General features: G+C 44.7%; 15 protein-coding genes and 7 tRNA genes. 20 read left to right on the top strand and 2 right to left on the bottom strand.

The features are described from left to right. Positions 1-21: 21 nt before the first annotated feature. The 10 genes from D6853_RS01775 to D6853_RS01730 all read left to right on the top strand — a co-directional run bounded on the left by D6853_RS01775 (position 22) and on the right by D6853_RS01730 (position 9,238). Positions 22-894, top strand: a complete 873-nt coding sequence (locus D6853_RS01775; RefSeq protein ID WP_120656086.1) for a 3-hydroxyacyl-CoA dehydrogenase family protein — start codon at positions 22-24, stop codon at positions 892-894. A 34-nt stretch (positions 895-928) separates the two neighbouring features. Further along, entirely contained in the window at positions 929-2,089 is a 1,161-nt protein-coding gene (locus D6853_RS01770; RefSeq protein ID WP_092244099.1) for an acyl-CoA dehydrogenase, read from the top strand. A gap of 41 nt (positions 2,090-2,130) precedes the next feature. After that, entirely contained in the window at positions 2,131-2,922 is a 792-nt protein-coding gene (locus D6853_RS01765) for an electron transfer flavoprotein subunit beta/FixA family protein (RefSeq protein WP_120656085.1), read from the top strand. A 28-nt stretch (positions 2,923-2,950) separates the two neighbouring features. Continuing rightward, positions 2,951-4,000 (top strand): electron transfer flavoprotein subunit alpha/FixB family protein, encoded by a 1,050-nt coding sequence (locus D6853_RS01760; protein ID WP_120656084.1) that lies wholly within the window; start codon positions 2,951-2,953, stop codon positions 3,998-4,000. Between the two features lie 123 nt (positions 4,001-4,123). Next, complete coding sequence (locus D6853_RS01755) at positions 4,124-5,134, top strand: energy-coupling factor ABC transporter permease (protein WP_120656083.1); 1,011 nt, start codon at positions 4,124-4,126, stop codon at positions 5,132-5,134. Next, complete coding sequence (gene cbiQ, locus D6853_RS01750; protein ID WP_120656082.1) at positions 5,134-5,913, top strand: cobalt ECF transporter T component CbiQ; 780 nt, start codon at positions 5,134-5,136, stop codon at positions 5,911-5,913. The genes D6853_RS01755 and cbiQ overlap by 1 nt, the downstream gene beginning before the upstream one ends. Further along, entirely contained in the window at positions 5,910-6,629 is a 720-nt protein-coding gene (locus D6853_RS01745) for an energy-coupling factor ABC transporter ATP-binding protein (RefSeq protein WP_120656081.1), read from the top strand. Before cbiQ ends, D6853_RS01745 begins: the two co-directional genes overlap by 4 nt. Positions 6,630-6,719: 90 nt before the next feature. Next, a complete protein-coding gene (locus D6853_RS01740) occupies positions 6,720-7,907 on the top strand; it encodes an acetyl-CoA C-acetyltransferase (RefSeq protein ID WP_120656080.1) in 1,188 nt (395 codons plus the stop codon). A 24-nt stretch (positions 7,908-7,931) separates the two neighbouring features. Beyond that, a complete protein-coding gene (locus D6853_RS01735; protein WP_120656079.1) occupies positions 7,932-9,071 on the top strand; it encodes an HD domain-containing phosphohydrolase in 1,140 nt (379 codons plus the stop codon). Positions 9,072-9,164: 93 nt separating this feature from the next. Further along, a tRNA-Arg gene (locus tag D6853_RS01730) sits at positions 9,165-9,238 on the top strand. Between the two features lie 29 nt (positions 9,239-9,267). Here D6853_RS01730 and D6853_RS01725 read toward each other — a convergent pair. Further along, positions 9,268-9,711: a hypothetical protein gene (locus D6853_RS01725; RefSeq protein ID WP_120656078.1), complete on the bottom strand. Its 444-nt coding sequence runs from the start codon at positions 9,709-9,711 to the stop codon at positions 9,268-9,270. Between the two features lie 86 nt (positions 9,712-9,797). Here D6853_RS01725 and D6853_RS01720 point away from each other — a divergent pair, with 86 nt between their 5' ends. From D6853_RS01720 to D6853_RS01675, 10 genes are all read left to right on the top strand, one after another. Further along, a complete protein-coding gene (locus D6853_RS01720; RefSeq protein WP_120656286.1) occupies positions 9,798-10,946 on the top strand; it encodes a THUMP domain-containing class I SAM-dependent RNA methyltransferase in 1,149 nt (382 codons plus the stop codon). A gap of 6 nt (positions 10,947-10,952) precedes the next feature. Continuing rightward, positions 10,953-11,984, top strand: a complete 1,032-nt coding sequence (locus D6853_RS01715) for a hypothetical protein (protein WP_120656077.1) — start codon at positions 10,953-10,955, stop codon at positions 11,982-11,984. After that, positions 11,981-12,601, top strand: a complete 621-nt coding sequence (rdgB, locus tag D6853_RS01710) for an RdgB/HAM1 family non-canonical purine NTP pyrophosphatase (protein WP_120656076.1) — start codon at positions 11,981-11,983, stop codon at positions 12,599-12,601. Before D6853_RS01715 ends, rdgB begins: the two co-directional genes overlap by 4 nt. A gap of 22 nt (positions 12,602-12,623) precedes the next feature. Beyond that, positions 12,624-13,103 (top strand): metallophosphoesterase family protein, encoded by a 480-nt coding sequence (locus D6853_RS01705; RefSeq protein ID WP_120656075.1) that lies wholly within the window; start codon positions 12,624-12,626, stop codon positions 13,101-13,103. An 85-nt stretch (positions 13,104-13,188) separates the two neighbouring features. Further along, positions 13,189-13,263 (top strand) — tRNA-Pro (locus D6853_RS01700). A 33-nt stretch (positions 13,264-13,296) separates the two neighbouring features. Then, positions 13,297-13,367: transfer RNA gene (locus D6853_RS01695), tRNA-Gly, on the top strand. Positions 13,368-13,504: 137 nt separating this feature from the next. After that, positions 13,505-13,578: transfer RNA gene (locus D6853_RS01690), tRNA-Arg, on the top strand. An 83-nt stretch (positions 13,579-13,661) separates the two neighbouring features. Further along, positions 13,662-13,735, top strand: a tRNA-His gene (locus D6853_RS01685). A 48-nt stretch (positions 13,736-13,783) separates the two neighbouring features. After that, positions 13,784-13,855, top strand: a tRNA-Gln gene (locus D6853_RS01680). Between the two features lie 37 nt (positions 13,856-13,892). Further along, a tRNA-Lys gene (locus D6853_RS01675) sits at positions 13,893-13,965 on the top strand. 125 nt (positions 13,966-14,090) lie between these two features. Here D6853_RS01675 and D6853_RS01670 read toward each other — a convergent pair. Beyond that, complete coding sequence (locus tag D6853_RS01670; protein WP_120656074.1) at positions 14,091-14,735, bottom strand: DUF4867 family protein; 645 nt, start codon at positions 14,733-14,735, stop codon at positions 14,091-14,093. Between the last annotated feature and the right edge of the window lie 98 nt (positions 14,736-14,833).

Below are 14,833 nucleotides of genomic sequence, written 5' to 3'. Positions count from 1 at the left end.
TAATTTAAGGAGGATTTTAAAATGAAGGTAGCTGTTATTGGCGCAGGTACAATGGGCTCAGGAATTGCTCAGACATTTGCTCAGGCTGATAGCGTAGAGAAGGTTTATCTTTGCGACATCAAGACTGAGTTTGCAGAAGGTGGATTTGCTAAGATCAAGAAGGGTCTTGATAAGCAGGTTGCTAAGGGAAAGAAGACTCAGGAAGAAGCTGATAAGATCACAGGTAAGATTCAGACAGGTCTTAACGACATCTGTGCTGATGCAGATCTTGTTGTAGAGGCAGCTCTTGAGGTTATGGATATTAAGAAGAACCTTTTCAAGGAGCTTCAGGATAACATCGTTAAGAACCCTGATTGCATTTTCGCATCAAACACATCATCACTTTCAATCACAGAGATCGGTTCAGGACTTTCAAAGCCCATTATCGGAATGCACTTCTTCAATCCCGCTCCTGTTATGAAGCTTATTGAGGTTATTCAGGGTGCCAACACTCCCGATGACATGGTTGAGAAGATCAACAAGATCTCAGTAGACCTTGGCAAGACTCCTGTACAGGTTAACGAGGCAGCAGGTTTCGTTGTTAACAGAATTCTTGTTCCTATGATCAACGAAGGTATCTTCGTATATTCAGAAGGTGTTGCAGATATCCAGGGTATCGACACAGCTATGAAGCTTGGATGTAACCATCCTATGGGCCCCCTTGAGCTCGGCGATTACATCGGACTTGATATCGTTCTTGCTATCATGGACGTTCTCTATGCAGAGACAGGTGATTCCAAGTATCGTGCTTGCCCTCTTCTTCGTAAGATGGTTCGCGGTAAGAAGCTCGGCGTTAAGACCGGAATCGGATTCTACAACTACGCAGACGGAAATAAAACACCAACAGATAAATAAAAACATTTATATATAAAAATTGGAGGAAATAATAATGGATTTTCAGCTTGATCAGCAACATGAAATGGCGAGAGCTCTTTTCAAAGAATTCGCAGAAAAAGAAGTTAAGCCACATGCAATAGACGTTGATGAGACAGAGGAATTCCCTATCGAGACTGTAAAGAAAATGCAGAAGTACGGTTTCATGGGTATTCCGATTCCCAAGGAGTACGGCGGACAGGGATGTGATCCTCTTACATACGCTATGTGTGTAGAGGAGCTTGCTAAGGTATGCGGAACAACCGCAGTTATCGTTTCAGCTCACACATCACTTTGCTGTGATCCTATCATGACTTATGGTACAGAAGAGCAGAAGCAGAAGTACCTTGTTCCCCTTGCAAAGGGTGAGAAGCTTGGTGCTTTCGGTCTTACAGAGCCCATGGCAGGTACAGACGCTCAGGGCGTTCAGACTAAGGCTGTTCTTACAGAAGACGGTAAGGAGTGGATCCTTAACGGTTCTAAGTGCTTTATCACAAACGGTGAGGTTGCTGATGTTTACATCATCATCGCTTACACAGATATCGTAGAAGACAAGAAAGGAAGAAAGCAGAAGAAGTTCTCAGCATTCATCGTTGAGAAGGGAACTCCTGGATTCACATTCGGAACAAAGGAGAACAAGATGGGTATCCGCGGTTCTTCTACATATGAGCTTATCTTCCAGGATTGCCATATTCCTGCTGAGAACATTCTCGGTGCAAGAGGAAAGGGATTCAATATCGCTATGCACACTCTTGACGGTGGACGTATCGGTATCGCTGCTCAGGCTCTTGGTATCGCTGAGGGCGCTCTCGACAGAACAGTTGAGTACGTAAAAGAGAGAAAGCAGTTCGGCAGAGCAATCGGCGCTTTCCAGAACACACAGTTCCAGCTTGCTAACATGGCTACACAGTGTGAGGCAGCTAGACTCCTTGTATATCAGGCTGCAGATGCTAAGAAGAACCAGGCTTACTACGGCGTAGAGGCTGCTAAGGCTAAGTTGTTCGCAGCAGAAGTTGCTATGGATGTTACTACCAAGGCTGTACAGCTCCATGGTGGTTACGGTTACATCAGAGAGTACGAAGTTGAGCGTATGATGCGTGATGCTAAGATCACAGAGATCTACGAGGGAACATCCGAAGTTCAGAGAATGGTTATCTCTGGAGCACTTTTAAAGTAATTTAAGTAATCACTTTGATATAAATATAAGGAGAATACAAAATGAAAATTGTTGTTTGCATTAAGCAGGTTCCCGATACAAAGGGCGGCGTTAAATTCAAACCCGATGGAACATTGGATAGAGGTGCTATGCTTGCAATCATGAATCCTGATGACAAAGCAGGACTTGAGGCAGCCCTCAGATTAAAAGATCAGTATGGCGCAGAGGTTACAGTTCTTACAATGGGTCTTCCCAAGGCTGACGCTGTACTTAGAGAAGCATTTGCAATGGGTGCCGACAAGGCAATCCTTGTAACAGACAGAGTACTTGGTGGTGCCGACACATGGGCAACATCATCAACAATCGCAGGTGCTATCAGAAACCTTGAGTATGATCTCATCATCACCGGCCGTCAGGCTATCGACGGAGATACAGCTCAGGTTGGACCTCAGATCTCTGAGCACCTTAACCTTCCTGTTATCTCATACGCAGAAGAGATCAAAGTTGACGAGAAGGCTAAGACTGTTGAAGTTAAGAGACAGTTTGAGGACAGATATCACATCGTTAAGGCTAAGATGCCTTGCCTTGTAACAGCTCTTTCAGAGCTTAACGAGCCCAGATATATGACTCCCGGCGGAATTTTCGATGCATTCGAGAAGGAAGTTACAGTATGGGGCAGAAATGACCTTAAGGACGTTGACGATTCAAACCTTGGTCTTAAGGGTTCACCTACACAGATCGCTAAAGCTTCAGATAAGGTTAAGAAGGGACAGGGCGAAAAGGTTGCTCCCGAATCAGTTGATGAGGCTGTTGATTATATCGTAGGTAAACTTACAGAGAAACACGTAATCTAATATTTATTAAAAGATAAGGAGAAGAGTCATGTCTTTAGAAGAATATAAAGGTGTATTTATATTTGCTCAGCAGGTAGACAATGAACTTTCAAGCATTGCACTTGAGCTTCTGGGCAAAGCAAAGAATCTTGCAGAAGATCTTGATGAGAAAAAAGTAACTGCTGTATTACTTGGTAGCGGTGTGAAGGGACTTTCAGACAAGCTTGCCGAGTATGGCGCAGACAGAGTAATCGTAGTAGACGATCCTGCTCTTAAAGATTACAGAACAGAGCCTTACACACACGCTCTTGCATCTGTTATTAACGAGTTTAAGCCTGAGATCCTTCTTGTAGGTGCTACAGCCATTGGTAGAGACCTTGGCCCCAGAGTATCTTCAAGAGTACATACAGGACTTACAGCTGACTGTACAAGTCTTGATATCGGTGATTTCCCGCTTAATCCTACACCCGGACAGGAGCAGAAGCACAAACAGCTTCTTATGACACGTCCTGCTTTCGGTGGAAACACAATCGCTACAATTGCATGCCCTGACTTCCGTCCTCAGATGGCTACGGTTCGTCCCGGTGTTATGCAGAAGATTGATCCTATCAAGGGCGCTAAGGCTGAGATAGTTGAGTTCAATCCCGGATTCGAAGAGAACAACTGCTATACAGAGATCCTTAAGATCGTTAAGGAAGCTTCAAGCGTAGCTGATATCCAGGGCGCTAAGATCCTTGTATCAGGTGGACGTGGAGTTGGTTCAGCAGAGAACTTCAAGCTTCTTGATGAGCTTGCAGAGGTTCTTGGTGGAACAGTATCATGCTCACGTGCAGTTGTAGATTCAGGCTGGAAGCCCAAGGATCTTCAGGTTGGACAGACAGGTAAGACAGTTCGTCCTTCTCTCTACTTTGCTATCGGTATTTCTGGTGCTATCCAGCACGTAGCAGGTATGGAAGAGTCTGACATCATCATTGCTATCAACAAGGATGAGAATGCTCCTATCTTTGATGTAGCTGACTATGGTGTAGTTGGAGATCTTAACAAGATCGTTCCCGCTCTTACAAAGAAGATCAAAGAAGAAATGGCAAATAAAAAATAATCACATAGCGTGATTTTAGGGCGTTGCGAACCCCCTGGGGGGCTTGCGACGCTCTTTTTCTCTTACTATACTCATCATGAGATTTAATTATATACACATGAAAAGTATTTGGAGGATAAAACTATGCATATGGCAGACGCGCTTATTGCACCGGCAGTTGCGGGTACAATGTATGTGTTATCAACAGGAGCAGCAGGAGTATCTGTTAAAAAGGTAAGAGAAGAGAGCGATGAATCCAAGATCCCCGTAATGGGTGTCATGGGAGCTTTTGTGTTTGCAACACAGATGCTCAACTTCACGATTCCCGGAACAGGTTCTTCGGGACATCTTTGCGGAGGAATGATGCTTTCCGCACTTCTGGGACCCTATGCGGGATTCCTTACTATGATAGGAGTACTTCTGGTCCAGTGTCTTTTGTTTGCTGACGGCGGACTTATGGCGCTGGGATGTAATGTTTGGAATATGGCTTTTTACGGGTGCTTTATAGGAGCGCTGCTCATATGGCGTCCGATAATGAAGAAAGGAGCTTCGAGAGCCAAGATAATTCTCGCGTCGATATTGGGATGTGTTCTTACCTTGCAGCTTGGCGCATTCTCGGTTACACTTGAAACATTGATATCGGGAATTACGGAGCTTCCGTTTTCGACCTTTGTAGCAACAATGCAGCCGATTCACCTTGCTATCGGCTTTGTTGAAGGACTTATTACATCAGCAGTCCTTATCTTTATATATGAGGCAAGACCTGAGCTTCTTTGGGGCGTTGGTGAGGCTTCGGAAAAGAAGGAAGCTAAGTTGTCCTTAAAGAAAACAATCATAGTTTTGGCAGTTGCAGCACTTATCTGCGGAGGATTTGTATCACTTTATGCATCGGCATTCCCTGACGGACTTGAATGGTCTATGGAGCAGGTTGCCGGAACATCAGAGCTTGAGGCAGAAGGAACGGTATATGAGACTGCGGAATCCATTCAGGAGACGACATCTCTTTTACCCGACTATGCATTCCCTGACAGTGAAGCAGCCGTTGGAACAAGCTTCTCCGGCATAGTGGGAGCTATCCTTGTTGCAACACTTTCAGCTGTGTTCTGCTATGTTTTCAGGTTCTTTAGGAAAAAGACAGAGACTAAAACAGCTTAATGAATTCAATTGAAAAAAGACTTGTTGAATTAAATAAACTTCAGGATCTTCAGCAGCGTTCCCATTGGATGAATAACCTTCATCCTTTGGGGAAGCTGCTTATTAGCGTTATATACATTTTTTTGGTCACTTCAGTCGGAAAGTATGAGATTGTTCCGCTGATTCTTTTGTCTGTATATATTATCTTTACTTATATCATAGGTGAGCTCTCTTTTAGAGAGGGAATCTATAGAATGCGATTGATCCTTCCGCTGGTTCTTTTTGTGGGAATATTTAATCCATTCCTGGATAAGACTACGGTTATGATCGCGGGATATTCGGTAAGCGGCGGAATGGTCTCGATGCTTACTCTTATGATAAAAGGTCTTTATACGGTGCTTGCGGTCTATGTGCTCATTGCTACGACTTCCATAGATGATATCTGCTACGCACTTAGAACGGTCAAAGTTCCCAAGATAATTGTAATTGTCATAATGCTGATATATAGGTACATTGATGTTATGTCGAACGAAGCGGACAGGATATATACAGCTTACAGGCTGAGAGCTCCGGGGCAAAAAGGAATAGAATACAGATCGTGGGGAACGCTCGTCGGACAGTGGCTTCTTCGAAGCATGGATAAAGCGCGGGTTGTGTATGAGAGCATGCATCTTCGCGGATTCAAAGGAGATTTCATTCTCAAGAAAAAGGGAGTAAAAAAGATTGACGTGATTTATCCGATCGTGTGGGGGTTGATACTTTTGTTCATTAGATTTTATGCGGGAAGAGGTGTTTTATGAAGACTGGAGTAAGCGGGGAACTTTTGAATATTTCAGGACTTAGTTTTTCATATGAAAAAGATTCTGTTGTTTTAAAAGACATTTCTTTTACCGCAAATTACGGTGAGAGTATCGGACTTGTCGGCGCAAACGGAATAGGAAAATCCACACTCATGAAATTGATGGTGGGTTTGTTTCTTGATTATACAGGTGATATAACGGTTGTCGGACATAAGATGAACAAAAAGAATCTGGACCACATAAGAGAACACATCGGATATGTTTTTCAGGATTCAGACAGCCAGCTCTTTTTAACAACAGTCGAAGACGACGTGGCTTTCGGACCTCGCAATTACGGGCTTTCGGAAGAAGAGGTGGAAGAAAGAGTTTCCGAAGCTTTAAGACTTGTCGGAATAGAGAATCTTAGAGATAATAAGACGTACAAATTATCGGGCGGAGAAAAGAAACTTGCATCAATTGCTACGATTCTTTCGATGAAACCTGATATAATAATCATGGATGAGCCTTCAGTGGCCTTGGATCCGAGGAACAGAAGAAATCTTATTCAGGTTTTAAAGGGCATCGGCGGACTTAAGATAATTGCATCGCATGATCTTGATTTTGTCAGTAAGACCTGTGAGAGAACGATTCTTTTGGATGAAGGAACTATCGTTTATGACGGAAGGACTGAAGATGTCCTCGGAAACAGTGAACTACTCGAGGCGCACGGACTTTAATGAGAAATCATGTTCACATAAATACGTTGAGCACTAATCATTAAAGTGATAAAATAATAATTGGTATAGTGTATAAAATCGGAGGTAAGAATGGCTAGAAAAGTAGTACTTGCAGGTGCCTGCAGAACAGCAATAGGAACAATGGGAGGTGCACTCAGCACAACACCGGCTCCGGCACTCGGAACAATTGTAATTAAGGAAGCATTAAACCGCGCGGGAGTTAAACCCGAGCAGGTTGATGAGGTATATATGGGATGCGTTATCCAGGCAGGACTTGGACAGAATCCCGCAAGACAGGCTGCATTGAATGCAGGAATTCCCGTTGAAGTTCCCGCAACAACAATCAACGTACTTTGCGGATCGGGACTTCATTGCGTAAACCTTGCAGCTAAGCTCATTTCTATGGGCGATGTTGACATCATCGTAGCAGGCGGTATGGAGAACATGTCTATGGCTCCTTATCTTATGCAGCAGGGACGTTACGGATATCGTATGGGCTCCGGAGAGCTTCAGGATGCTATGATCAAGGACGCACTTACGGATGCATTCGGTGGATATCACATGGGTATCACAGCCGAGAATATCGCAGAGCAGTGGCACCTTACAAGGCAGCAGCTTGACGAGTTTGCGGCTTGGTCTCAGAACAAAGCTGAGAAGGCTATTGCCGACGGCAAGTTCAAGGAAGAGATCGTTCCCGTAGAGATCAAGAAAAAGAAAGAGACAATTATTTTTGATACGGATGAAGGCCCCAGAAGCGGAGTAACTGCAGAGGGAATCTCACATCTTAAGCCCGCGTTCAAAAAAGACGGTATGGTTACGGCAGCCAATTCTTCAGGAATTAACGACGCTGCTTCAGCTATCATCGTAATGAGCGAAGAGAAGGCAAAAGAGCTTGGAGTAAAGCCTTTGGGAACATGGATCGCAGGTGAGCTTGCAGGCGTAGAGCCCAGCATCATGGGAATCGGACCTGTAGCTGCTACCAATAAAGTTATGAAAAAAGCAGGATATTCAATCGGAGACTTTGATCTTATCGAGGCTAACGAGGCATTTGCTGCGCAGTCTGTAGCTGTTCAGCATGATCTTGGATTCTCCAATGATGTTCTTAATGTAAACGGCGGTGCTATTGCACTCGGACATCCCGTTGGATGCTCAGGTAACAGAATTCTTGTTTCTCTTCTTTATGAGATGCAGAGAAGAGATGCCAAAAAAGGACTTGCAACATTGTGCGTAGGCGGTGGAATGGGCTGCGCAGCAATTGTTGAAAAATACAGCAACTAATTTATCCCTATTTTAGGAGGATTTATGGCAGAACGCTCGATCCTTGTCGTTGATGATAACGAGATCAACAGAGGAATACTGGGAGAAATATTCAAAGATAAATATAATATCCTTGAAGCCGGAGATGGCGTGCAAGCTATGAAGATGATTGAGGAAAACAAGGACAATCTTGCCGCTGTTTTGCTCGATATCATTATGCCTGAAATGGATGGCTATGCAGTTTTGGAAGCAATGGCGCAAAAGGATAATCTCAACGAGACGATTCCTGTGCTCATGATAACGGCGGACACTTCTACGGAAGCTGAACGTACAAGCTATCAGTACGGAGCGGCTGACGTTGTTCACAAGCCTTTTGATCCGGTCATTGTAAACAGAAGAGTATCAAGGACGGTTGAGCTTTTCGATCGAAAGAATAATCTTGAGAAGCAGACAGACGATCAGACGAGAGTCTTAAAGAAGCAGTTCATCTATCTCAAAAAGCAGGAAGAAAAGCTTCGTTACAGCAATGAAAAAGTTATAGATACCATTGCGACTATCGTTGAGTTCAGAAACATGGAGTCCGGCTATCACCTTAAGAGGATCAAGGGCTTTGTAAGAATCCTTGCTCTGACGGCAATGAATAACTATCCCAAGATGGGACTTACGCCTCATATTATAGATGTTATTACCCAGGCTTCGGCCATGCATGATATAGGTAAGATATCGGTTCCCGATTCTATTCTTCTTAAGCCCGGAAGACTTACAAATGAAGAATTTGAAGTTATGAAGTCTCATACGACCAGAGGCTGCGAAGTAATTGAGATGCTCAAGGATATTCAGGACAAAGAGTATTATGAGATGTGCCTTGATATATGCAGACATCACCATGAAAGATATGACGGCGGCGGATATCCCGACGGACTTGTTGGTGAGGAGAATTCGATCGGTGCTCAGCTCACGGCAATTGCCGATGTTTATGATGCGCTTGTAAGCGATCGAGTATATAAGTCGGCGTATCCTGTTGATAAGGCTTTTGAGATGATAAAGAACGGTGAGTGCGGCGTTTTTTCACCTACATTACTTGCGTGCTTTGAGTTTGCAAGACCCGACATGGAGAGGCTTGTAACGCAGACCAAGGCTGCGGAAGCTGCAATGAAGGGTAGCTATTCACCATACAGTAGCTGACAGTAAACGCGCACATTGCGCAAACAATAATAATGTGTTGACAACTTCGCCTGCGGTGCATATAATATACTTTGTTGCCGCAGGCGACATTATGTGAGTGTAGCTCAGCTGGATAGAGCGTCTGGCTACGGACCAGAAGGTCGCGAGTTCGAATCTTGTCACTCACATCATAAAAGCTTTGAGAACCGATTGGTTTTCAAAGCTTTTTTCTGTATAGCAGACCTTCTTTTTCATAGAGCTCTGTAGTGATCTCTTTTGGGAAGCAGTCTTTTTTTACTGTTATCGTTCCGTCAGGATTTACTGTTTCTGTACCGAGCATGCCATTAAATAATACGTTTGCCAGAATCATACTTCCAAGTATCAAAATGACAATGACAGCTACTATGGAAATTCCAAGCACGGGTGCGGCTTTTGGAGCCTCGACGTCACCTGTTCTTCCAATACCGCGGATGATCACTGATGTCAGGTATATTGTTGCCGCGATCCAGAGGGAATAAACGATCACAGTCCAATCATTATAAATGAATTCCCTTAGCTCCAAGCCATCCGGAACATGATTCTTTATATATGAAAGAACGACAGATGCAAGGCATAGGAGCCCCAGCAAAACCACCGCTATTATCTTTTCAGCTTTTTTCATCTTGTACCTCCAAGAGAAATTATAATCCATATGGCTTTATATGGCGAGTGTGCTATATGGTCGTTAATTATGATATACTGATTTACATGAGAAAATTTGAACTGATCGCCCCGTGCCATTTCGGACTGGAGGCAGTACTTAAAAAAGAAATAATCGATCTCGGATATGATATAACCGAGGTTTCCGACGGTAGGATCACATTTGCCGGAGATGCGGACGCGGTCTGCCGCGCCAATATCGGGCTGAGAACCGCCGAGAGGATACTTATAAAGGTTGGAAGCTTTAGAGCACAGTCTTTTGAAGAACTTTTTCAGGGGGTAAAAGAGCTCCCGTGGGAAGAGTACATCCCGGAGAGAGGCAAGTTCTGGGTAAAAAAGGCGTCGAGTGTTAAGAGTAAACTCTTTAGCCCTTCCGATATTCAGTCAATTGTAAAAAAAGCCATTGTTGAGCGTATGAAGCAGAGCTATCACACCGACTGGTTTAAGGAGGATGCTGAGAGCTACCCGATCAGAGTCTTTTTACTAAAAGACGAGGTGACGGTTGCCCTCGATACAACCGGTGATTCGCTTCATAAGAGAGGCTACAGAAAGCTTGAGTCCAAGGCTCCTATTGCGGAGAATCTTGCGGCTGCTCTTATAATGCTTACACCCTGGCACGGAGATAGGATTTTGGTTGATCCGTTCTGCGGAAGCGGAACAATTCCGATTGAGGCAGCCATGATGGCTGCGCACATCGCGCCGGGCATGAACAGGCATTTTACAGCCGAGACTTGGACGCATATCATTACGCCTCAGAACTGGCAGGATGTAAGAGATGAGTGCAGGGATGAGATCCTGACAGACGTTGATACGGATATTCAGGGATATGACCTTGATCCTTCAATGGTTGAGATTGCAAGGATCAATGCCGCCAAAGCCGGAGTGGAGAATATGATCCATTTTCAGGCGAGAGATATTGCGGATCTGAGCCACAGGAAGAAATACGGCTTTATCATAACCAACCCGCCATACGGCGAGCGAATCGGCGACAGCGGAGAACTTCCGAGTCTTTACAGAACTATCGGAGAGAGATACAAAGCGCTGGATTCATGGTCAATGTACCTTATTACGGGATTTGAGCAGGCGGAAAAGTATATCGGAAGAAAAGCCGATAAGAATCGCAAGATCTATAATGGAATGCTCAAGACATATTTTTATCAGTTCATGGGACCTAAACCACCAAGAAGAAGCGAGTGATAAGCTATGGATAATGCAGCGATGAAAAGGTTTGCCATAAAGGCGACGGTATTTGGCGTTATATCCATCGCGGTCATGCTTCAGAGGTCGGCGACCAAGCATATTATGATTACCGATGCTTCAGGTGTGACGATCGACCGCGGAACTGCCAAGGATGCCTATAAGATACTTGTAGACAGAAAGGCCTCCGATTCCCAGAAAGGTAAGCTCACGATTCCTTTATCCAAAAGTGTGAGTTCCGATGATATCGTGCTTGAGGACGGTTATATGGATCACGAGCTTAGGATTCATATAGACAGCAGGGAAGAGGGCTTTTACCTCGATAATGCAGTGGTGACCGATCTGGATATCTTTGAGAGTGCGATCTGCTACAAAGAGAATGATACGGGAAGTGTATGCCTCGATTTCAAACTGAATGATTTTTACGTAAATGAGAGCTCACTGACTGAGTCGAGTACTATAGAGATTGAGTTTGCAAAGCCTTCTCAAAAATATGATAAGATAGTTTTGGTCAATCCGGACGGCGGTGCCCTTGAAGGCTCTGATGAAACATATGCGCCCGATGCTGACGCGGTGCTTGATGTTGCCATGCTACTTAAGAACCTTGCGGAAAAAGATGATAACAATATCAGGTTCTTTTTCACAAGGACAGGTGAAACGGCTTCGTCGGATGATAAAATGCTTAATGCGATAAAAGCTTCGGAAGCGGATCTTGTTGTTGAGATAGGATTGATAAAAGATCCTGCGGAAGAAGGAGTTATCTCCAGGTACAACGATACGTTTTTTACCAGAGGGTTAAACAACGCAGGATTTGCGGACTTGCTTGAAAGAAACTGCGCCAAAAAGACAGGCGCGAAAGCAATAGGAATTTTTTCCACCACGGATGACGATAAATTTTTGATGGGAGCGACTGTTCCGGGAGCGCGAATAGAAGTCGGATGTGAGGGCAGCAAGTTCCTGGGATCCGCAGGATATAAGAAAAAAGCCGCAGAAGGTATCTATGATGCCGTTTTGGAGGCGTTTGAGGAGTTGGAATGAAGATAGTATTTGCTACAGGAAACAAGGACAAAATGAGAGAAATACGCGGGATTTTGGGTGAGCTTGGAGCCGAGATCCTTTCTATGAAAGAAGCCGGCGTGGACGGTGATATCGAAGAAAACGGCACGACTTTTGCCGAAAACTCAATGATCAAGGCAAGAGGAGTGTATGAGCTTATCAAGGAAAAAGACCCTGAGGCGGCCAAGGAGACCATAGTTCTTGCCGATGATTCGGGACTTGAGGTTGATTATCTTAACAAAGAGCCCGGAATCTATTCAGCCAGATATATGGGCAGAGATACGTCTTATACAGAGAAGAACAACAATATTATCGAGAGACTTAGCGGTGTTCCCGATGAAAAACGTACCGCGAGATTTGTATGTGCAATATCTGCGGTTTTACCCGGAGGAAAAGAGCTTTCTACCATCGGCAACATGGAAGGCATTATAGGCTACAAGATAGCGGGAACAGGCGGATTCGGCTATGATCCGATATTCTTTTTACCTGAGTACGGAAAGACCAGTGCAGAAATCTCCGCTGATGAGAAAAATGCGATCAGCCACAGAGGGCAGGCGCTTCGCAAGATGGCTGAGCTTTTGAAAGCGGAGCTGTCATAACGATCCTTGACGGGAGATAGAGATGCACAAGTATTTGATGGTGAGTGATACTCACGGAAGAGACGACAACTTTTACAAGGTTCTTGATATAGAAGGAAAACTTGACGGAATAATACACTGTGGCGATTTCGAGGGCTCAGAGGGTAAATTTGCGATCGCAGCTGACTGTCCCGTGTATTTTGTGTCCGGAAACAACGACTTTTTCTCTACTTTAAAAAGAGAGCTAGATTTTACTCTGGACGGGCACAGAGTTTTCCTTACTCATGGGCATATGTACCTTGTATCCATGGATCTTGAGAACATAAGGGCGGAAGGAATGTCGCGCGGAGCGGAGATCATATGCTTTGGGCACACTCATAAGCCTGTAGCCAAGACTATGGGCGGAGTATACGTGTTTAACCCCGGAAGTTTGTCATATCCCAGACAGGAGGGAAGGCGCCCAAGCTATATCATCCTAACCATAGACGGAGACAGAGTTGACGCTGAAATCAAATATTTATAATTGATAAAATAGTTGTTGACAAGCTATCGAGAATCATTATATAATAAATCTCGCGTTACGGCTTAAGCCACAACGGCGAACCAGACGGGGTGTGGCTCAGCTTGGCTAGAGCACCTGCTTTGGGAGCAGGGGGTCGCAGGTTCGAATCCTGTCACCCCGATTAAGAAGCCACCGTATCGCAGACAGAATACACGCGGGTGTAGTTCAATGGTAGAACACTAGCCTTCCAAGCTAGATACGTGGGTTCGATTCCCATCACCCGCTTTGAGTAGAGCACTTGCTGAGGTTTTTTACGAAGCTAGTGCGAACCATGGGCGAACACTTAACGAGGCTTGCCGAGTTTAGTGAGAGTCCCAGAGCAGAGCTTATCTGCATTGGCTCAATCTACTCACCTTGAACGTGTGTCCGTAGCTCAGCTGGATAGAGCAACGGCCTTCTAAGCCGTGGGTCGGGGGTTCGAATCCCTTCGGGCACACTTCTTTTTTATTAAACAGGAAGCATTATATGTTTCCGAATAGAACACATGATATTGCAGTAAACCATGTGTGACCATACATGGTGGCTATAGCGTAGTTGGTTAACGCGCCAGATTGTGGTTCTGGAGACCGAGGGTTCGAGTCCCTCTAGCCACCCGCTTGTAATTGCTACAGCGGAATATGCTTACTATGCTTTTACAACATTGGGCTATCGCCAAGTGGTAAGGCACAGCACTTTGACTGCTGCATACGAGGGTTCGAATCCCGCTAGCCCAGTTAGCGTCGAATCTCGTCGCGCAATTGCATAATATATGGGATATTAGCTCAGGTGGTAGAGCACTTGACTTTTAATCAAGTTGTCGGGGGTTCGAATCCCCCATGTCTCATGATTTAAAACCACTCAAACAACGCGTTTGAGTGGTTTTTATTTTGCTCGTGTCATATTTAGTGTCATACTTTCAAATAGAAAAAGGGCCATGGAAGCGATGTTCCATGGCCTTGATTTATATAATTAATTGAGATCTCCTGCGATATCGATATTCACGCCTGTGATACCTACTACAGCGCCGCCCTTAGCCTCTGAAGACTCTTCGTGAGCAAGAAGCCACTTATTGGTAGCTGTGAGGAGTGTATCCTCTGTGTTGGCAGGCTTGAAATCAGGCTTACCTACGTTTGTTCCCTTGGGAAGTCCTACAAGAACCTGGAAACCGGAATCTTTGCTTGCCTGGCAAGGAGCATAGTGAAGTGCTGTTGCGTAAACTTCGATCATAACTCCCTTGGGGCAAAGGAAAGCCTTTACCTTGCTAGAATCAATCTTGTGGTCTACGATTTCTTCTCTTTTTGCAAGAAGAAGGATAAAGTCTGTAGAGCCCATGTTGATCTCGCTTGAACGATGATATTCAAGGCAGTTGAGCTTGGTATTGTGTCCGTTGCACCATCCAAACTGCATGGGTGATCCGCCAAAGAGGCTGTTTGTGATCACATCTGTTGCAGGAAGTGACTGGAGAGCAGGCTCCTCGGCAACATAATCTGTGCCCTCCGGAATGGGAGTCTTATCTCTTAAAGCCTCCATGATCTGCTTCTTTTCTTCTTCGTAACCCTCGATGATCCTTCCGTAGTTTGTAAACTCGGGATCCGTAACATTATATATTTTCATGCTTTCTCCTTTCAGACCGCTGTCTGCGCGGTATTATTTCCGTAAATACAATCGTGAGAATACTTCTCATTTATCCATTGTACCAAAAGAAGAAAGAA

Source organism: Butyrivibrio sp. X503, from assembly GCF_003625475.1.
In the GTDB taxonomy this organism is placed as follows: Bacteria; Bacillota; Clostridia; order Lachnospirales; family Lachnospiraceae; genus Butyrivibrio.
This window is presented reverse-complemented; position numbering and strand designations above follow the sequence as displayed.